This is a genomic window from Reyranella soli, assembly GCF_007992495.1.
Lineage (GTDB): Bacteria > Pseudomonadota > Alphaproteobacteria > Reyranellales > Reyranellaceae > Reyranella > Reyranella soli.
Window position 1 is genome coordinate 33079 of record NZ_BKAJ01000033.1, and the last position, 18027, is coordinate 51105.

The 18027-nt window shown below is 66.6% G+C and carries 13 protein-coding genes and 1 riboswitch; of the genes, 5 read left to right on the top strand and 8 right to left on the bottom strand.

Features of this window, described 5'->3' with window-relative positions; translation table 11 throughout:
- Positions 1 to 8 precede the first annotated feature (8 nt).
- The 3 genes from RSO01_RS10650 to RSO01_RS10660 are packed head-to-tail and all read left to right on the top strand — an operon-like array spanning position 9 to position 4805.
- Positions 9 to 1736 (top strand): adenylate/guanylate cyclase domain-containing protein, encoded by a 1728-nt coding sequence (locus tag RSO01_RS10650; protein ID WP_147149004.1) that lies wholly within the window; start codon positions 9 to 11, stop codon positions 1734 to 1736.
- A gap of 58 nt (positions 1737 to 1794) precedes the next feature.
- Positions 1795 to 3582 carry a phosphatase PAP2 family protein gene (locus RSO01_RS10655; RefSeq protein WP_147149006.1) on the top strand — a complete coding sequence of 596 codons (1788 nt, stop codon included), beginning with the start codon at positions 1795 to 1797 and terminating at the stop codon, positions 3580 to 3582.
- Complete coding sequence (locus tag RSO01_RS10660; protein WP_170302978.1) at positions 3579 to 4805, top strand: G1 family glutamic endopeptidase; 1227 nt, start codon at positions 3579 to 3581, stop codon at positions 4803 to 4805. The genes RSO01_RS10655 and RSO01_RS10660 overlap by 4 nt, the downstream gene beginning before the upstream one ends.
- Before the next feature lie 5 nt (positions 4806 to 4810).
- Here the strand turns inward: RSO01_RS10660 and RSO01_RS10665 are convergent, their stop codons facing one another.
- Together RSO01_RS10665 and RSO01_RS10670 are read right to left on the bottom strand one after the other, a co-directional pair.
- A complete protein-coding gene (locus tag RSO01_RS10665) occupies positions 4811 to 6406 on the bottom strand; it encodes an ABC transporter substrate-binding protein (RefSeq protein ID WP_246158291.1) in 1596 nt (531 codons plus the stop codon).
- A 132-nt stretch (positions 6407 to 6538) separates the two neighbouring features.
- Complete coding sequence (locus RSO01_RS10670; protein ID WP_147149010.1) at positions 6539 to 11047, bottom strand: M10 family metallopeptidase C-terminal domain-containing protein; 4509 nt, start codon at positions 11045 to 11047, stop codon at positions 6539 to 6541.
- 128 nt (positions 11048 to 11175) lie between these two features.
- Between RSO01_RS10670 and RSO01_RS10675 the strand changes: the two genes are divergently transcribed.
- Entirely contained in the window at positions 11176 to 12156 is a 981-nt protein-coding gene (locus RSO01_RS10675) for a Bug family tripartite tricarboxylate transporter substrate binding protein (RefSeq protein ID WP_170302979.1), read from the top strand.
- 90 nt (positions 12157 to 12246) lie between these two features.
- Here RSO01_RS10675 and RSO01_RS10680 read toward each other — a convergent pair whose 3' ends face one another.
- The 6 genes from RSO01_RS10680 to RSO01_RS10705 form a co-directional block, all read right to left on the bottom strand.
- Positions 12247 to 13248, bottom strand: a complete 1002-nt coding sequence (locus RSO01_RS10680; RefSeq protein WP_147149014.1) for an LLM class flavin-dependent oxidoreductase — start codon at positions 13246 to 13248, stop codon at positions 12247 to 12249.
- A 105-nt stretch (positions 13249 to 13353) separates the two neighbouring features.
- Positions 13354 to 13448: riboswitch (TPP riboswitch) on the bottom strand.
- A 53-nt stretch (positions 13449 to 13501) separates the two neighbouring features.
- The gene (locus RSO01_RS10685; RefSeq protein WP_147149016.1) at positions 13502 to 13879 is read right to left on the bottom strand and encodes a response regulator; all 378 of its coding nucleotides are present in this window, start codon (positions 13877 to 13879) and stop codon (positions 13502 to 13504) included.
- 255 nt (positions 13880 to 14134) lie between these two features.
- Positions 14135 to 14995 carry an SDR family oxidoreductase gene (locus RSO01_RS10690; protein WP_147149018.1) on the bottom strand — a complete coding sequence of 287 codons (861 nt, stop codon included), beginning with the start codon at positions 14993 to 14995 and terminating at the stop codon, positions 14135 to 14137.
- A gap of 129 nt (positions 14996 to 15124) precedes the next feature.
- Positions 15125 to 15781: a glutathione S-transferase family protein gene (locus RSO01_RS10695; RefSeq protein ID WP_147149020.1), complete on the bottom strand. Its 657-nt coding sequence runs from the start codon at positions 15779 to 15781 to the stop codon at positions 15125 to 15127.
- 196 nt (positions 15782 to 15977) lie between these two features.
- Positions 15978 to 16283, bottom strand: coding sequence for a hypothetical protein (locus tag RSO01_RS10700; protein WP_147149022.1), 306 nt, complete (start codon positions 16281 to 16283; stop codon positions 15978 to 15980).
- A 201-nt stretch (positions 16284 to 16484) separates the two neighbouring features.
- Complete coding sequence (locus RSO01_RS10705) at positions 16485 to 17081, bottom strand: HdeD family acid-resistance protein (RefSeq protein WP_147149024.1); 597 nt, start codon at positions 17079 to 17081, stop codon at positions 16485 to 16487.
- Between the two features lie 100 nt (positions 17082 to 17181).
- Between RSO01_RS10705 and RSO01_RS10710 the strand changes: the two genes are divergently transcribed.
- Positions 17182 to 18006 (top strand): NUDIX hydrolase, encoded by an 825-nt coding sequence (locus tag RSO01_RS10710; RefSeq protein WP_147149026.1) that lies wholly within the window; start codon positions 17182 to 17184, stop codon positions 18004 to 18006.
- The last annotated feature ends 21 nt before the right edge of the window (positions 18007 to 18027 follow it).

Genomic DNA, 18027 nt, shown 5'->3' on the forward strand with positions numbered 1-18027 from the left:
TGGCCGTAATGGCAGCGGACGTCGCGGGCTATACGCGACTGATGGAGCGGGCCGAGGAGCAGACCCACACTCGGCTGATGCAGATCAACCAGAAGATCGTGCTGACGATGCTGGCGCAGCACGAGGGACGGCTGGTCAAGCATACGGGGGACGGCTTCCTCGCCACCTTCAGGAGCGCGGTCAGCGCCGCGCAGTGCGGCCTCGCGATCCAGGAGCAGACGGCGGCCATCAACCGCGACGTGCCGGCCGGCGATGCGATCCTGTTCCGCATGGGGCTCAACCTCGCCGACATCATCATCGAGGAGCACGATGTCTTCGGCGACGGCGTGAACGTCGCGGCGCGGCTTCAGCAGTATGCCGAGCCGGGCGGCATTGTGGTCTCGGGCATCGTCGCCGAGGCGATTACAGGCGAGGTGCCGGCGACGATCGTCAGCGTCGGCGACTTCTATCCCAAGAATCTCAGCCGGCCGATCCACGCCTTCGTGCTGCATCGCCACGGCACGCCGCCGCCGCCAACCATGGTTTCCTCGCACGGCCGCGAACGGCCGTCGATTGCAGTCCTGCCATTCGCCGTTGCCTCCGCCTGCAACGACAACGACAGCGCCTATCTCGCCGGCGGCATGATCGAGGGCATCATCCATGTGCTGTCGGGGCTCGACGAGCTGCTGGTGGTCTCGCAGGGCTCGACGGTCGCCTATGCCAACCAGCGGCCTGACGTGCGGACGGTCGGCCGTGACCTCGGCGTCCGCTACGTACTGTCGGGCAGCGTGCGGCGCTCCGGCAGCCGGCTGCGCATCCAGACTGAGTTGAGCGAGACCGAAACCGGTACGGTCGCCCGCACCGACCGCTATGACGGCGAGCTTGCCGACCTGTTCGAGATCCAGGATCGGATCTCGGCCCAGGCGGTCAGCAGCATCGCCCCGAACATCCGCGAATGGGAGCTTCAGCGGGCACGCCGCAAGCCGGCGGACAGCCTCACCGCCTACGACCTGCTGCTGCGCGGCAACGACTTGATGCTGCGGCTGAACGAGAGCGACTTCAACCGCGCGCGCGGCCTGCTGCAGCAGGCGATCGCCGAGGATCCCGGCTACGCGCCGGCCTGGGCCTATGCGGCCTACTGGCATATCCTGCGCATCGGCCAGGGCTGGTCGCCTGACATGGGAGCGGACCACGCCGCCGCGGTGCGCTGCTCGGAAGCGGCGTTGGAGCGCGACGAGGGCATGGCGCTCGCTCTGGCAATCCGCGGTCACATGAAGTCCTTCCTCGATCATGACTTCGAGGGTGCTGCGGCCCTGCTGGAGCGTGCGCTCGTTTCCGGGCCCAACCTGCCGCTCGCCTGGTCTTTCGCCAGCGCCACCAGCGGCTACATGGGCGACGGGCCGGTGGCGGTGTTGCGGGCGGAGCGCGCGCTACGCCTGTCGCCGGGCGATCCCTTCGCCTTCCGGCACGAGAGCATGCTGGCGCAGGCCCATTACATCAACGGCAACCATGAGCAGGCCGTCGAGTGGGGCGAGCGCGCTCTGCGCAGCAATGCGCGCTTCTCGTCGAACCTGCGCGTACTGATCGCGGCCTTGGTCGCGCTCGGCCGGAGCAAGCGGGCCGCCGAGCACGCGAAGGCGCTCCTCGCGGCCGAGCCCGGATTCCGGATCCTGTCGTGGGCGCATCGCACGCCGTTTCGCGGCGCCTTGCTCGACGGGGTCGTCGCCCGCCTGCGGGAGGCGGGCCTGCCGGACTGAGAGTGGCGTTCGTGGTGGTGCGTACGCGTTTCTTCCAGGCGACCAAGGGGAGATCGACATGGCACCGAGCAATGAGGGCAACGAAGGCAACGAAGGAAACGAAGGGAACGTGGGCGCCCTGGGGCGTGCCGGCGGCGGTGGCTTCGGCCTGCTGCCCGATCGCGTCGACCTGCCGTTCATAACAGAGGGCAAGGTCGCCGAGCAGCGCCTCCCCATCCTGCCGTGGGACGAGAGGTATTGGGCCGGCGAGTGGTCGGCGTGGCGGATGCTGGTCGACTTCGCCCAGGTGACGACGATGGTCTATGCGAAGCCGCCGTTGCGCGTGGTGGCGGCCCCGATCACCTTGGGCGGGACCGTCGGGAGCTGCACGCTCGACGTCGTGACGCCGGCGCTGGCGGACGCCTGCGTCGGGATCTACAAGGTGCGATGTGTGCAGGCGCCGGCGGCAGGGACTGCCGGGGTGATGCGGCTTAGCGCGCCCAGCGGGCGCGTGGTCGTGGACATGAGCCTCCCGACGGGTCCGGGTAGCATAACATTCTCGGACGAGTTGAAATTCGGCGTGACCCAGGCCGGAACTGACTTCCGGAAAGGCGATGGCTTCGACATCAAGGTGACGGCGATGAACGTCACGGTCATCGTACGGCCCGGCAATAATGGCAACGGCACCTGCGTCCTCGACCCCACGCTGCCGATGCTCGGCAATGTCCAAGTCGGCACCTATCAGGTGCGGCGCGCGGGAGCGAATCTCTTTTCGTTAACGGCCCCTGATCTTACGGTGCAAAACGCGACCATGGTTAGCGGGGTTGCCCAATTCAATAACCCGCTGAAGTTCAGGATCATACAAGGCACGTCGCCTTTCACTGGGACGGACGGCTTCGACCTCTTCGTCGAGCGCCTGCCTTGGCTCGACGAGCCGGACAAGCTGCGAACCGGGCGCAAGTTCTCGGTCAGCGTAAATACGCAGTTGGCGGCACCTGCCGCAGGGAAGGGGCGAATCGTCATGGACCCGATCTCGCCGACCCGGTCTGACACCAAGACCGGCGTTTACATGCTGGCATGGAATAACACGACCGGCGCGTTCGATTTCACGGGCCCGAGCTTCGTGGGCATAATCTCCGTCCCCTTGGTCGCGGGCCAAGCCGTGGTGGCGCAGGGGGTCTACCTGACGATCCGCGCGGGCACCACCCCCTTCGGCCCCGGCGACACCTTCGCCATCACCATCGGCCTGCAGGTGACGAATTTCCCCGAGCGCGAGTTGAAGGCCCTCATCCGCCTCGCCGAGGATGAGCGTCCCGATGCGCTGGGTGAGATCATCGCGCAGGCCGACGGGTTTTCCAGCTACTTCATGGCGGCCCTCGGCATCTCGCCGCGTACCCATCCCAATACCTGCCTGCTGCTACAGATCGGCAGTCTGATCGGCTGCTATGGCTCGATGCACTTCAAGGGCCTGTATCAGCGTCGCCGCCCGTCGCAGCTCGCGCCCGGTCTGATGCCGCCGCTCCCGGTTCCCGGCCATCCCGCCTATCCGAGCGGCCATTCGACCCAGGCCCATCTCATGGCGATTTGCGTCAAGGATATGCTGCCGACGACGGCTCTTCAGGACGCACTCGGCGAAGTGATCGACGAACTGGCCGACCGGATCGCGCGCAACCGCGAAATCGCCGGCCTGCACTTTGAAAGCGATTCCAAGGCGGGCGCGAACCTTGCGCAAAGCCTGTTCGACGTCCTGTCGTCGAACGCGCTGCCGATCACCGTCGAGCAACCCATTCCGCCGGCGACCACCCCGCCGGCGACGACCCGGCGCTTCCAATCCATCAAGTCGCTCGCGCAGGGAGAATGGACATGACGATCGAGCAACAACCGCCGCCGGAGAGCAGCGGGCCGCCGAAGCAGCCGATAAAGAACGCCCTGTTCGACCCAATCGTCGCAGAGCTCGATCTGCGCGTCTTCCGGCGCAAGCTCAACGTCCTGCCGGATAATTTCAATCCGCTCGATCCCAAGCTCCAGGTCGACGACTTCGTGCGGCTCGGCCTGCCGCCGCGGCCGAGCGATGCGGACGCGTTGAGGCTATGGCTGGAAATGATCCCGCCGGGACTGAAGATCATGCCGCCGTTCGAGGAAGGGAACTTGGGCGTCTACATGTTGCGCGCCGATATGGCGGTCGGCGTGACGCGCTTCTCAGCGGATCAGGGCGACGAGGATGTGACGCAGGCCCGCGTCGGCTGGATTCCGCGCGGCCGCCTCAGCTCCAGCCGGAACTGGTCGGGAGCGGCGATCTTCGCCAACCATGGCGACCGCTTCAGTCAGGTGATCGCAAGCTGGACGGTTCCCGAGGTCAAGGCCGGCGACGGCGACGGGCCCTGGGTCTGCTCGACCTGGATCGGGATCGACGGGTTCCGGCGCTGGATGAAGTCGATGCCCCAGATGGGCACGACCCAGATCGTCGGCGACACCGGCGAACGCGATGACGCCGGCAATCTGCTGCCGCAGTACTTCGCATGGTGGCAGTGGTGGCTGCGCGGCCGCACCATACAGGTGCCGGTGGTTTTCCCGACCGCTACGATCGCGCCGGGCAAGAAGGTCTACTGCTGCGTGACGCTGCTGCCGCCGGACCAGCCCGACCCGGGCGACCGGCACCATGTACAGTTCTTCCTGCGTGTCGACGGTACCGGCTACCCGGTGATGCTCGCGCCGCCGCCGACCAACGATCCTGCGGACATCGACGGCGGCCGGCGCGTGCCGGCCAGCGGCGCGAGCGCCGAGTGGATCCTGGAACGGCCGACCGCCCTGCACGACAGTCCCAACGGCAACGTCAAGGAGGGCGACCTCTTCCCCTTGCCGGAATTCGCCAGCGCCGGAGCCGACGACTTTGCGGCGAGCCTGGCGGCCGATCCCGATCCGATGGTCGTGGCGTCGATCGCCGCTCTGCCGATCACGCCGTCAACGAACTTCCGCACGCCCCTGAAGCTGCGCATGATGGAGCATCGGCGAGACCCCTCGAGGGTGGCGGTGATCGCCAAGCCGATCGAAGCCAAGGATGGCAAGGTGACGATCGCCTACCAGGACTGAGCGCCCTACCTTTCGAGCCAGACGTCCTCAAACCGCCAATTGTTGTAGATGCTGTTGATGTGCAGCGTCACGTTCTTGACCTGCGGCTGCCAGCAGCCGGCGGCGCGGCCGTAGAAGATGATCGGCCGCGCGATCTCGGCCTGCAGCTTGTGGTCGATGTCCCACACCATCTGTTGGCGCTTCTTGGGGTCGAGCTCGCGCGACTGCGCCTGGAACAGCTTGGTCATCTCGGCGTCACAGTAGCCGTTGTAGTTGCGCAGCGAGCCGCAGCCGTAGTTCTCGAACAGCGCCACGTCGGGGTCGTCGACCGCCACGCCGGAGAGGTTCAGCGCCACCACGTAGTCCTTCTTGAACACGCGGTTGTAGTAGACGGCGGTGTCGATGATCTCGAGCTCGCCGTCGACATAGACCTGCTTCAGCTGGTCGATCAGGATCACCGCCGGATCCTTGAAGGTGGCGATGTTGCGCGTGCTGACCTTGATCTTCAGCCGCTTGTCGGGCCCGTAACCCGCCTCCTGCATCAGCTGCTTCGCCTCCTCGCGCGCCTTGGCGACATCGCCGTAGCCCGGCAGGTCCTTCATCATCTCCGGCGTCATGCCCCAGCCGCCGTCGGGTGGCGGCAGCATGATGCCCGCCATCTTGTCTTCGCCCTCGCTCAGGATGTCGATGAACGACTTGCGGTCGAGCGTCAGCGCCAGAGCGCGGCGGATCTTCGGATCGTTGAACGGCGGCGCCTCGGCGTTGATGATCAGGTTCGTGCTGACGCCGCTCTCGCGCATGGTGCATTGCGCCTGCGGTGCGTCCTTGCGGATGTTCTTGAGCAGCGGCACGGTGACGTCGGATGGGAAGGTCATGTCGTGCTTGCCGGCGATGAACGCCAGCATGCGCGTGCCGCGGTCGGGCATGATGGTGAACTCGATGCCGTCGAGATAGGGCTTACCCTTCTTCCAGTAGTCGGGGTTCTTGGTGAGCTTGATGCCTTCGTTCATCTTGAACTCGGCGAGCTTGAACGGGCCGGTGCCGACCGGCCGGCGCCGCATCTGGTCGGGCGGCACGTGGCAGGGATAGATCGGCGTATAGCCCGACGCGAGCAGCGCCAGCAGCGAGGGCTGCGGCGCCTTGAGATGGAAGGTGGCCTGGGTGTCCGAATCGGCGGTGACCTTCTCGACGTTGGTCCACCACGACGAGCGCGGATTGCGCCGCAGCTTGGTCTCGCTCTCGCCGCCCAGCAGGAGGTCGAAGGTGCAGGCGACGTCCTTGGCGCTGAACGGCTTGCCGTCGTGCCACTTCACGCCCTCGCGCACGGTGAAGACCAGCTTGGTGTTGTTGTCCGTCCAGCTCCACTTGGTGGCGAGGTCGGGCACGATCGAGTCGAGGCTGTTCTTCGCCACGTGCTGGTCGAACATCACGAGGTTGTTGTAGAGCGACATGAACGGCACGGCGACGGACACCGTCGCCTCCTCGTGGATCGAGGCGCTGGGTGGCGAGTCCATATGCTGGATTTTCAGTACGCCGCCGGGCTTCTGGGCGACCGCGGGGCTGGCGACGGCAAGCGCCAGCATGGTGATGATGCAGCCGAAGCGACCGCTTTGGGTCTTCATTGGTTCCTCCCGAATTTGGCAGGAGCCTAGCGCATCGGCATCGAAGGGCATCGGGGTGCGTATCGCTGGGCGATAGGCGGACGAGCAATGGATGGCCTGTCCTGCGAAGCCGCCTCAGGCGGCGAAGCAGGGCTACATCAACCAGCTGTTCCCGTAGTGGCTGGTGAAGTCGAGCTGCACGACCAGGTCGTTGAAGTCGTGGTCGCCGCCGCCGCGCGTGTCCTCGAAGCCCCAGGTGTTGTGGCCGTAATTGACGATGTGCCCTTTGCCGTCGCTGTTGGCCTGGGTGAAGGCGTACCACACGTCGCCGCTCGAGCGGTTGGTCAGCATCATGGCGATCTTGTCGCCGGCATTGACGGTGATCGACGTCTGCTCGAAGAAGCCGTAGCCCGGCCCCAGCAGCTGCGAGCCACCGGATTGCAGCGCATAGGCGTGGTTGGCTGCCGCCTCGGCGTAGCCCGCGTCGCCGGGATTGAGATTGCCGATCTTTCCCGAGTAGTCGTCGACCTTGTAGAAGGTGACGGCGAGCTGGTCCTGGCCGTTCTGGCGCACGCGCACGATCGCGTCCTGGCCATCGGCGGCGCCGACCGTCTCGGCCACCGCCACGGCGCGCGCCAGATGGATGTCACCGCCCGTCAGCGTCGTGGTCACGCCTTTGTCTGTGGTCTTGAACATCTGCGTCGCGAAGTCGGCGATGCCGAAGGTGCTGGTGAGGTTCGCCTGATTGGCGAGCCCCGTGCCCTGGCCGATGATGGCCGAGACCGAGGCGCCCTCCGCGACGTCCCACGAGCCGACCCAGCCCATCGCCTGCTTGTCGAACAGGCGCACCAGGTTGGGATCGAAGTTGTCCTGCATCACCTGCTCGGCGAAGCGCGACGTCCAGGCGTAGGTGGCCGCGACCGTGTCGTCGAAGTTGATGGTGTGGTCGCCCAGCATGAGGCTGGCGCTCATCGGCGCCACGGTCGTGGCCTGGATCAGGAACGTCTGGTCCGTGCCGCTCGTCCAGCCGGTGCCGCCGCTGCCGCCTTCGATCAGCGAGGGGATGTCGGCGAACGACATCTGGTGATGGGCGATGTGCGTCAGCTCGCGCGCCAGCAGCAGGGCGTTGGGCGTGCCGAGCCCGCTCGCCAGGTCGTAGCCCGCCGCAGCCTCGTAGCCGTAGCCGGTCGGCGTGATATTGACGCCGTCGCTGGTGATCGCACCGCCGAGCACGAACGAGGAGGCGTCCTTGCCCATGGTGATGTCGTTGAACACGGCCGGCGCAATCGCCGAGGCGATGTAGAGCAGGTCGTTCATGTAGCCGAGCTGCGGCAGCTTCTGGTCGTGGAACACCGCGTTGAGCTGCGCCGTGAGGCCGGCCCAGAACGGCGTCGAGGCGCTGGTGCCGTCGTCGCCCTGCACACCCGTCATGTCGGCGCCAGGCACCAGCCAGAACATGTTGCCGCCTGCGTTGGCCGAGACGTCCGGGTTGCCGCGGCCCGGCAGGTGGTAAGGATCGTTGGTCACGGGCGTGAGCCCGTAGTCCGTCTGGTACTGCGGGATCGGTTGGCCGGGATCGGCGCCGCCGCCGCTGGTGTTGTTGAACAGGTAGCCCGTCGGGTGGGTGGCGCCCGGCACGCCGAACGCATTGCCGTCGAGGTAGTAGCGGTTCCAGATCGTCTCGACGAAGGCCGTGCCGGTGCTGGCCGTACCCGGCATCTGGGTCAGGCCGCCCGCCGCGAGCTGCCACAGCGTGGCGGGGTCGCCTGCCATGGCCTTGTGGGTGACGTCGGCCAGGGTCGCATCGGCGTGGGCCGCGCCGACCGTGCTGAGCGAGGTGCCGCCCACCATCACGACGAAGGCGCTGTCGCGGCTGGTGTTGGCGTTGGTCAGGCCGTTGCCGAAGGAGTTGCCTGAGCCGCGGTCGCCCATGTCGCTGAACAGCGAGATGTTGCGCAGCGCCACGTCGGTCCACAGCTCGCTGGTCGCCTTGTAGAACGGCGAGCCGGGCGCCACCTGCGAGTTGAAGCTGAACGACGAGGTGACGACCTGCGGATTGTTGGTGAGGTCCCAGATCGCCGACTGGTAGGCGGTGAAGTTCGTGGCGTTGGCGCCGTGGTTGCTGCCCGAGCCGGCATACAGCACGAGCGGACTGTTGGGTGCCACCGTCGCCACGATGCCGACATCGAGCGAGCGCTCGCCGGCCGAGTTGGGCTGCCCCGGCGGAGTCGGGGGATAGACCTGGCCGCCGCCGGCCACCGAGATCGCCGAAGCACCGGTCGGCACGCCGGCCGTCGCGCGGTAGGCATCGAGCGCCGCCTGGAAGCCGTTGCCCTGGTTGTCGTTCAGCAGGGCGGTGCCGACGCCTGGCTCGACCAGCCCGATCGTGCCGGTTGGCACGTTGCCGCCGAGCGGCAGGTTGTAGTAGCTCGCGCCCAGCGTCTGCGGGAAGGCGCGGAGGGCCTGGGTCGAGGCGTTGCCCAGGCTCTGCCAGCCCTGCGGCAGGTCGGCGGCGAGGCCGACTCCGGGATTGGCCAACTCGGGCTGGAACTTGGACGTGTCGAACCACAGCCCCGACACGCCGAGACTGGTGAGGCTGGTGGGCAGCGACAGGTCGCCCGTCCAGTACCAGTTGCCGCCGCCCTGCGCGGTCTCGGCCATCAGCTTGGCCTGGGGTCCGAACAGGGTCGAGAAGCTGTCCTGCGTGACCTGCACCCAGACGGTGCGCGAGGCGGCCGACGAGACGTAGCCGTTGGCGATGCCGTTGTCGGCGCTGAGCTGGTCGAGCGTCTTGATGCCGAGCCCCTGCAGCTCCGTCAGCACCTGGCTGTAGTTGCCGGCGTCGGCGCCGTACTTGGTCCACAGCGTGCCGTTCTCGTTGAGCGTCGCCAGCTCCTTCTGGCGCGTCGCCCAGTTGCTCGACAGCAGGGCCGTCGGATCCTGGGCTCGATCGAGCACCAGCGCGACGTTGAGCACGACCGGCCCGGTGATCTGCACGCCGCCGGTCGGCGGGCCGGCGGCGTTGCTGCGCCAGCTCGAGAAGTCCATGTAGCTGGCGTTCTCGAGCTGGGTGTAGCCCGGATAGAAGGCATAATCGTCGGCGGTGATCGCGGCGCCGTTGGCGACGGTGATGGTCTCCTGGATTGCGCCGCCGGCCGCGGTGATCTGCCAGTGCGTGGCGTCGACCTGGGTGAAGGTGGCGCCCTGCGCGGCCGTGCCGTAGCCGAAGAACTGTAAAAAGTCGTTCTCTCCGCCGCGCCCGGAGAAATCGGTGATGGTGTCGCCGTTGGCCTGGCCAGCCTGGAACTGGAACCAGTCGTCCTGCCCGCCGCCGGTCATCGTATCGACGCCGGCGCCGCCATTCAGCACGTCGTGCTCGCTGCCCGCCGACAGCGTGTCGTTGCCGTCGCCGCCCAGCAGCACGTTGCTGCCGACGCTGTCATTCAGGGTATCGCCGCCGCCGCCGCCCGCCAAAAGGTCGTTGCCGTTGCCGCCCGTCAGCGTGTCGCCGGCCGAGCCGCCCATCAGCACGTCGTTGCCGTCGCCGCCCTGCAGGTTGGAGGCGACGTTGGAGGCGCGGATCGTGTCGTTGCCGCTGCCGCCAATTGCCGTCTCGATCACGGTGTCGAAGGCAACGGCGATGTTGTTGGTGCGGCCGCCGGCGCTCGAGAAGGTGCCGGGCGTCAGGTCGACCGTGGCATTCTGCGCGAACCCCGAGAGGTCGAGCGTGTTGCCGGTGCCGTGGTTCCAGATCGTGACGATGGCCGACGGGTTGTTGTTGAAATCGTAGACCTGCTTGAAATAGTCGTCGGTGAAGGTCGAGTTGAAGCCGTAGGTGTCGCCGCCGTTGAAGGTGGCGTTGCTCGAGGCGCCGTACAGGCGCTGCGCCGCCAGGATGTCGAGCATCTGCGGCGACAGCGGATTGTAGTAGGTGTTGAGCGGATCGCGGCCGAGGTCGGTCCACTGCACGTAGGTGGCGTAGTCGCCGTAGTAGCGTGTGGAGGGATCGCTGGCGTTGATGTACGACATCAGCGACCACTGCAGTGCGTCGTAGGCGCCGAACTGTTGCTGCTCGGGGTTGACGTTGGAGTTGTAGGGGCCGGCATGGCCGAGGCCGACGATGTGGCCGACCTCGTGGATCAGCGTGCTCCACACGTAGCCGTACGCGGTGCCGGAATCGAGGTTGATCGGGCCGTAGCCCGAGCCCGTGGTGTCGACCGAGATGATGGCACCGCTCGTCGGCGCCTGCACGACCGTCGCGCTGCCGACCGGCACCTCGGCGGAGGAATGGAAGTTGGCGTAGGCTGAGTTGTCGCTGCCGCGGATCACCGTGATGTTGGCGTCGGCAGCGCTGGCGGCGAGCTGGAAATCGATGTCGGCGATGCCGTTCCAGAAGGAGAAGGTGCCTTCCCACACGATCTTCTCGGTGTTCGACCAGCCCGAGGTGTCGGCGAACCAGTAGGAGACCGTGCCGCTCGACTGTCCGGGCGTCGGGTTACCCCACTTGATGGCGTTGCTCAGGTCGCCGTACTGCGTCGGCACCATCACCGACCCGTCGGCGTTGATCTGCATCGTGTAGTAGCTGGTGGCAGCTACCTTGCCGTCGGCATCGACCCCCGAGATGAATGTGACTTCACGGTCCTGCTGGTCGTTGATCGGCATACTCGGTTACTCGACTGCAATTACACGGAGCCGCGATCCTATGGCGATGTCGCGGTGAAATGAACCGATTCAAGTCGCATGGACTATGCTCTAAGAGGGTGGGCACAATTGAAGTGGGAGAGTGGGACGTGAAACGACCAGTCATCACGCGGCGCCATGCGCTCGCGGCAACAACGCTGCTCCTGCCGGTGGCGGCGCGCGCCGCCGAGTGGCCCGAGCGTCCGATCCGCATGATCATCCCGTTCGCTCCCGGCGCCGGCGCCGACATCGTCGGGCGCACCTTCGCTGAGGAACTCGCCAAGGCGCTCGGCCAGCCGGTGGTGGTCGACAACAAGGGCGGCGCCGGCGGCCTTCTGGGCGCCGTCGAAGGCGCGCGTGCCGCGCCCGACGGCTACACGCTGTTGCTCACCTCGCAGGGGATCACGGTGTGGAACCTCGGTCTCTACAAGTCGCCGGGCTACGATCCGCTGAAGGATCTCGTGCCGATCACCGTCACCGGCGAGTTGCCCAACGTGCTGGCCGTCGCGGCCAACAATCCGGCCAACAGCGTCGCCGACCTGGTCGCGCAGGCAAAAGCCAAGCCGGGCGAGCTCACCTACGGCTCGAGCGGTGTCGGTTCGAGCCTGCACCTCTCGGGCGTGATCCTCGAGCTGCGCACCGATGCGCGCCTGCAGCACGTGCCCTATCGCGGTGCGCCGGCCGCCGTGCTCGCCGTGGTCAACGGCGAGGTGACGATGGGCTTCTTCAACACCCCGACCGTGTTGCCTCAGATCAAGGCCGGCAAGGTGAAGGCGCTGGCGGTCACCAGCGGACATCGCTCGCCGCTGCTGCCCGACGTGCCGACCATGAAGGAGGCGGGCGTGCCCGACTTCGTTGTCGCGGTGTGGCTGGGCTTCGCCGTGCCGGCCGGCACGCCGGCCAACGTCGTCCAGCGCTTCAACACCGAGATCAACCGCATCAGCCAGGACCCGAAGGTGAGGGAGAAGCTCCTGGTCCAGGGCTTCGAGATGCTGCCGCCGATCTCGGCGGCGGCGGCGCGCAAGACGATCGAGGACGACCAGGCCTTCTGGCTGCCCATCATCAAGCAGTCCGGCGCGACAGCGGAGTAGTCTTCGTCTTCCGGACCGCGAGCCTCCGGCTCGCTCATGAATCTTGAGCGAGCCGGAGGCTCGCGGTCCGGAAGACCATGATACGATGAGTCATGATGCACGGAGCTTCGGCATCACCTTCTCGGCGAACCGCCGCAGGTTGGGGCGTGAGCCCTGGCCGGATAGCAGGACGTAGGCGACGCCCATCTCCTCGAGCGCGGCGAGCTTTTCCGTGATCTGCGCGGCCGGCCCGATCATCGCCAGCGCATCGCGTTCCAGCGTCTCGGTGTAGCCCAGGATGTGCGAGCCCGGCCGGCTTTCCGATCCGCGCGACAGCGACAGCAGGCGCTCGTGCACGCGCTCCTGCCGCCGTCTCGCCTCGTCCTCCTCCGCGGCATCCTCAGCCACGAAGACGTTGCGGGCGACGGCGACCCGCCTTGGATCGAAGGCGTGGCCCGCCGCCTCGAGCTCGCGCCGGTAGAGGGCGATGCGCTCCTTGATCTGCAGCGGCGAGGCGAACTGGTCGAGCAGCAGGTTGAATCCGCGCCGCGCGCAGGTTGTGATCGAGGCGACGCTGCCGGCAGCCAGCCACAGCGGCGGATGCGGCCGCTGGTAGGGTGGCGGCTCGACCACGACCTCGTCGAAGCGGAAGAAGCGGCCGTTGTGGGAGAACGGATCGTTGGCGGCGAGCGCGCGCACCATCACGTCGAGCACCTCCTCGAAGCGCGGCTCGGCTTCGCCGGGCGGCAGGGAGAAGCCCGCGAACTCGTTGTGGCGGTAGCCCTTGCCGATGCCGAGATCGAGGCGCCCGCGCGACAGCAGATCGAGGGTCGCGACCTGCTCGGCCAGCAGCACCGGATTGTGCCAGGGCAGCACGAGGATCGCCGTGCCGAGACGAAGCCGCGTCGTGCGCGCGGCGAGATAGGTCAGGAGCGTGAGCGGGGCGGAGAGCTGGCCGATCTTCGTGAAGTGATGCTCGGTGACGAAGCTCGAATGGAATCCCAACGCCTCGGCCTCGACGTTGGTCTCGATGAAGTCGAAGAAACCCGCTGCGGAAGCCGCGGCATCAGGCAGGCGCGGCGCCGCGGCGCCGCCGAACAATCCAAATTGCATGAGAAGGTCCTCGCGTGAGTGTGCGAAGCGGGTGCTGTCAGCCGACCCGGCAAACTCGATGGCGAGAGCCTGTTGCGTTCACGGTAATGATCTTGATGTGGACGATCCTGGACATCGAACACTCCCTTCGCTGGCATGACCCAGGCAGGTTCAACGGGTGTGATCTCAGCCCGCGTGTGCGGGCACCCCGGCAGATGTCGCCACGATGTGGGACACACCGCGCGCTGTCAAGGAATGCGCCCCGGTGATGAGATTAGTTCATGCTCCTGATCCCGGTCCGCGCCTGGGCGACCGCGCGCTTCAGGTTCGCGGGCATGACGGGCTTCCGCAGGATCGGACGATCGCGCAGCTCGATTGGCAGGTCCGCCGTGCTGTAGCCCGTGCTGAACACGAACGGTATCCCGCGCTCGGCCAGGCGGAAGGCGAGGGGATAGACGACCTCGCCCGCGAGGTTGATGTCGAGCACGGCGAGATCGAGGTCGAGGCGCGCGGCGAGGTCGAGCGCCTTCACCAGGCGCGGCACGCTCGCCACGACCGTGCAGCCCATCTCCTCCAGCATGTTCTCGATGTCCAGCGCCACGAGCGATTCGTCTTCGACGACGAGGACCTTCAGGGGGCGGGCGTCTGACATGGCATTCCCTAACGCACTAGGGGCGCCTGAGGTTCCGTCGTCAGAACCGCACTTCATGGCTACCGCCGCAACGTGACGACCTCACCCTGAGGAGCGCCCCCTTGAGTACCTCGGTAAACTCCGTGCGCGTCTCGATGGTGGGCAACACCAAGACTGTGGCCCACCCTTCGAGGCGCATCGCTTCGCGATGCTCCTCAGGGTGAGGTGGTGTTGGGTCCGATGCTGCCTGCCATCTCATGCGCAGGCCGGCTAGCCCTAATAGCTCGGCTTGGTCGGGAACGGCGTCAGCTGCAGCTCATGCGTCCAGCACGAGCGGTCCTGGGTGTGCAGGTAGTAGAACGCATCGGCGATCTTCACCGGGTTGATCACCAGGTCGGGATTCTGCCGGATGCGCGGCAGGGCATGCGTGCCGGGCGAGTCGATCGTGCCGTCGATCACCACGTTGGCGACATGCACGCCATGCTCGGAATATTCCTCGGTGAGCACCTGCGCCAGCGTGCGCATCATGACGCGGGGATAATAGAGCGACTGGCCGGTCATGCGCTTGCGCCCGCGCAGCGAGCTCGCATTGTTGGAAAAGAAGAACGAGCCCGTGCCGCGCTGGCGCATCGCCGGCAGGATCTCCTTGGCGACCAGGAACGGACCACGGCTGGCGATATGCTGGGCGGTGTCGAACATTTCCACCGGGATGTGCTCCAAAAGCTCCTTCTCCGGCGGCAGGTCGCGACCTTCGAGATAGCCCGCATTGTAGACCACGATCTCGGGCTCGCCGGCCTCGCTGCGGATCGTGGCGAAGGCGGCGGCGATCGACTCCTGTTTGGAGACGTCGAGCTCGACGATCATGCAGTCGCCGCCGTGGTCCTTGATGGCTGCCATCAGGCCCGACGCGTTGGGCGCGCTGCGGGTCGTCAGCACGACGAAGAAGCCTTCGTTGGCGAACTTCTGGGCGATGGCGCCGCCGACACCCCAGCGCACGCCGACCGGCAGGACACTGTCATCCACCGCCTTGCCATGGATCAGCCGCGTGTTGCGGCCATCCGCTTGCCACTTGGACGTGGCGCCGATCACGACGGCGACCGGCTTGCCCTTGTTCTTTTCTCCAGAAGTCTCGGCCATCGTGAAGGGCTCCCCATTTCGATAGTCGAAGGTATCGGTGGAGTGGCCGCTGTTCCAGGGGGGTACGGCCTCTGGGTCCGGATCCTTTCACGTGACCGGGAATCACCAGCTGCCGCCAGACCCGTTACTTCACGCTCTGACCTCCGATGCATTGCCCGGAGGAGCGACCCGGATGCTCGCTACCGCCTCGGCGATGCGCTGCGGTGCCGTGGAACGGTCATACATCCGCTCGAGGTACGCCTGCAGGTTCGGCTTGCCCTCGAGCAAGCCCTGCTCGTTCGCCCAGTCCATCAGGTAGGCCGTGACGCAGTCGGCGGCCGTCATGGCGTCGCCGACGATGAAGGTGCGGCCTGTCATATGGTTTTCGAGCACGGTCGCCATGCGGGTGAAATCCTCGCGTGCGAGGGCCGCATCCTGTGGCAGGCGCTTCTCCTGCGGCAGCAGGGCGGTGTGCCGGGTGATCCGCCACAGCGGCGTTTCGAGCTCGGTCATGGTGAACATCACCCAGCGATAGACCTCGGCGCGCGCCTTGAGATCGCCGGGCAGGAGCCTGCTCTGCGGATACTTCTCCGCCAGGTAGAGCACGATCGCCGCAGATTCCGGAATCACCAGATCGCCGTCGACCAGCACGGGAAGTTTCCCCGCCGGATTGAGACGCAGGAATTCCGGTCGCTGATTCTCGCCAGCGAGCAGGTTCACGACTTCGAACTCGTACTCGGCGCCAAGCTCCTTGAGGCCCCATAGCGCGCGCAGGGATCGGGTCGGACCAAAGCCATAGAGTTTCATCGCCATCCTCCATCTTGCTCTCCCTTAGACGGGTGGCGTTGGCCAAAGGATTCGGCCTGCGGTGTATTTTTGTTTATGAAGGCGCCCCTCGGCGTTCGCCCCGGTGCTTGCACTGCTAGCACTCACTTGCGCTCCCCTTACGGTACGCAAAAATCCCCTCTCCGCTGGTTGCTTTCGTAAATAACCTAAGTTATATTCAGTTATGCCTACCGCCGGACGCCCCACCGCCTTCCGCCGTGAGTTCTGTGAGCTCGCCCACGACTATTGCCTGCTTGGCGCCACCAATGCCGAGCTGGCCGAACACTTCGAGGTCGCACCGCGCACCATCGACAACTGGATCGCGAGCCATCCCGCCTTCGCCGACGCGGTGCACGCGGGCAGGGTCGTGGCCGATGCACGGGTGGCCCGCGGCCTCTACGAGCGCGCGGTCGGCTACAGCTGCACGGTCGAGCGCAAGGTGCTGCATCAGGGCGAGGAGCGGACGCTCAAGAACGTCGTCCACTATCCGCCCGATACGCGGGCCTGCATCTTCTGGCTGCGCAACCGGCGGCGCGACGCCTGGTCGGAGAAGCACGCGACCGGGCCGGACGAAGGGTCCGGCAGTGAGGGCGGGTTCATCGACGAGCTGGACGCCGAGGAACGGGCCCTCGAAGAGTTCCGTAAGGAGCGCCTGGCCGAGCTGCGGCTCGACGCCGCCTGCGGCTCAGGCGGCGCGTTTCTTCAGGGCGAGCCCGATGCCCAGCCAGCTCGAGCCGACGAAGATCAGGTCGATGCCGAGGAAGATGCCCAGCGTATAGGCGCTGGAGTAGGGCCACTTGGCGACGATGATGATGCCCAGCAGCAGGGTGATCAGGGCCGAGACGGCGACCCAGCCCCACGGCTTGCCGGCCTCCCGCACGCTCCAGGCCAGGAAGCCGCGCACCACGCCGCCGATCATCAGCGCGATGCCCAGCATCAGGGTGACGATGGCGGCGGCCTCGAAGGGCCGGAAGAAGCAGATCACGCCGGCCGCGACATAGAGCACGCCGAGCAGCAGCCACAGCGCGAACTTGCCCCAGTCCTTGACGTTGAAGGCGGTGATGATCTCGGTCACGCCGGCCATGATCATCATGACGCCGATGACGAAGATCGCCGAGACGGTGGCCATCACGACGCTGCCCAGCGCAATCACGCCCGCGATCATGAAGATGATGCCGAGCGCCACGATCCAACCCCACTTGGCGTGCAGCGCCTTCAGGCCTTCGCCCAGGCTGCCCCCTCCAGAGTTGGACGGGGCCGGGCTGTTGCTGGTCACGGACATCGGTTTCTTCTCCCTGCGGAATGCCCATCTGCGAAACGGGTATCCCGCACGATACACCCGGCCGTTGGCAGTGTCGCGACGGCTATGGGACAATCGGTGCATGACTGAAGGACAGAAATCCGTGCCGGCGCCCCGCCCGGCCACGACCGTGCTGCTGGTGCGCCCCTCGGTGCCGGGCGAGCCCAACTCGATACTCGAAGTCTTCATGGTGGTGCGCCACCAGGCGATCGACTCATTTTCCGGCGCGCTGGTCTTTCCCGGCGGCAAGCTCGAGGACGCCGACGGCGATGCACGCCTGCGCGAGCGCTGCGGCGGCGCCGACAAGATCGCGGCCGAGGAGTTGAAGTTCCGCGTCGCCGGCGTGCGCGAGGCCTTCGAGGAATGCGGCATCCTTCTGGCCCGCAAGCGCGGCCAGCGGGCGGTCATCGCGGCTGCCGAGTTGAAGGGCATCGAGGATCGTTGGCGCGTGAAGCTCGCCAAGGACGAGGCCACCATCATCGACCTGGTCGAGGCCGAGGATCTTGAGCTCGCCACCGACCTGATGGTGCCCTACGCCCACTGGATCACGCCGACCTTCGCGCCCAAGCGCTTCGACACCTGGTTCTTCCTGGCCGAGGCACCGGAGGACCAGATCGCCCTGCATGACGGTTCGGAGTCGGTCGATTCGGTATGGATCGGCGCGCAGGCGGCGATCGACGAAGCCGCTGCCGGCAAGCGCACGCTGGTGCACGCGACTTTCAAGAACCTGGAACTTCTGGTCGAGGGCAAGACCGTCGCCGGCGCCATCGCCGCCGCCGGCGCACGCAAGATCGTGACGGTCCAGCCCTGGGTCGAGACGCGCGACGGCAAGCGCTACCTGCACATCCCGCCGGACGCCGGCTACCGCAACCTGTTCCGCGAACTGCCACCGACGGCGGGGAGGTAAGAGACTCATCGGACCGCGGGC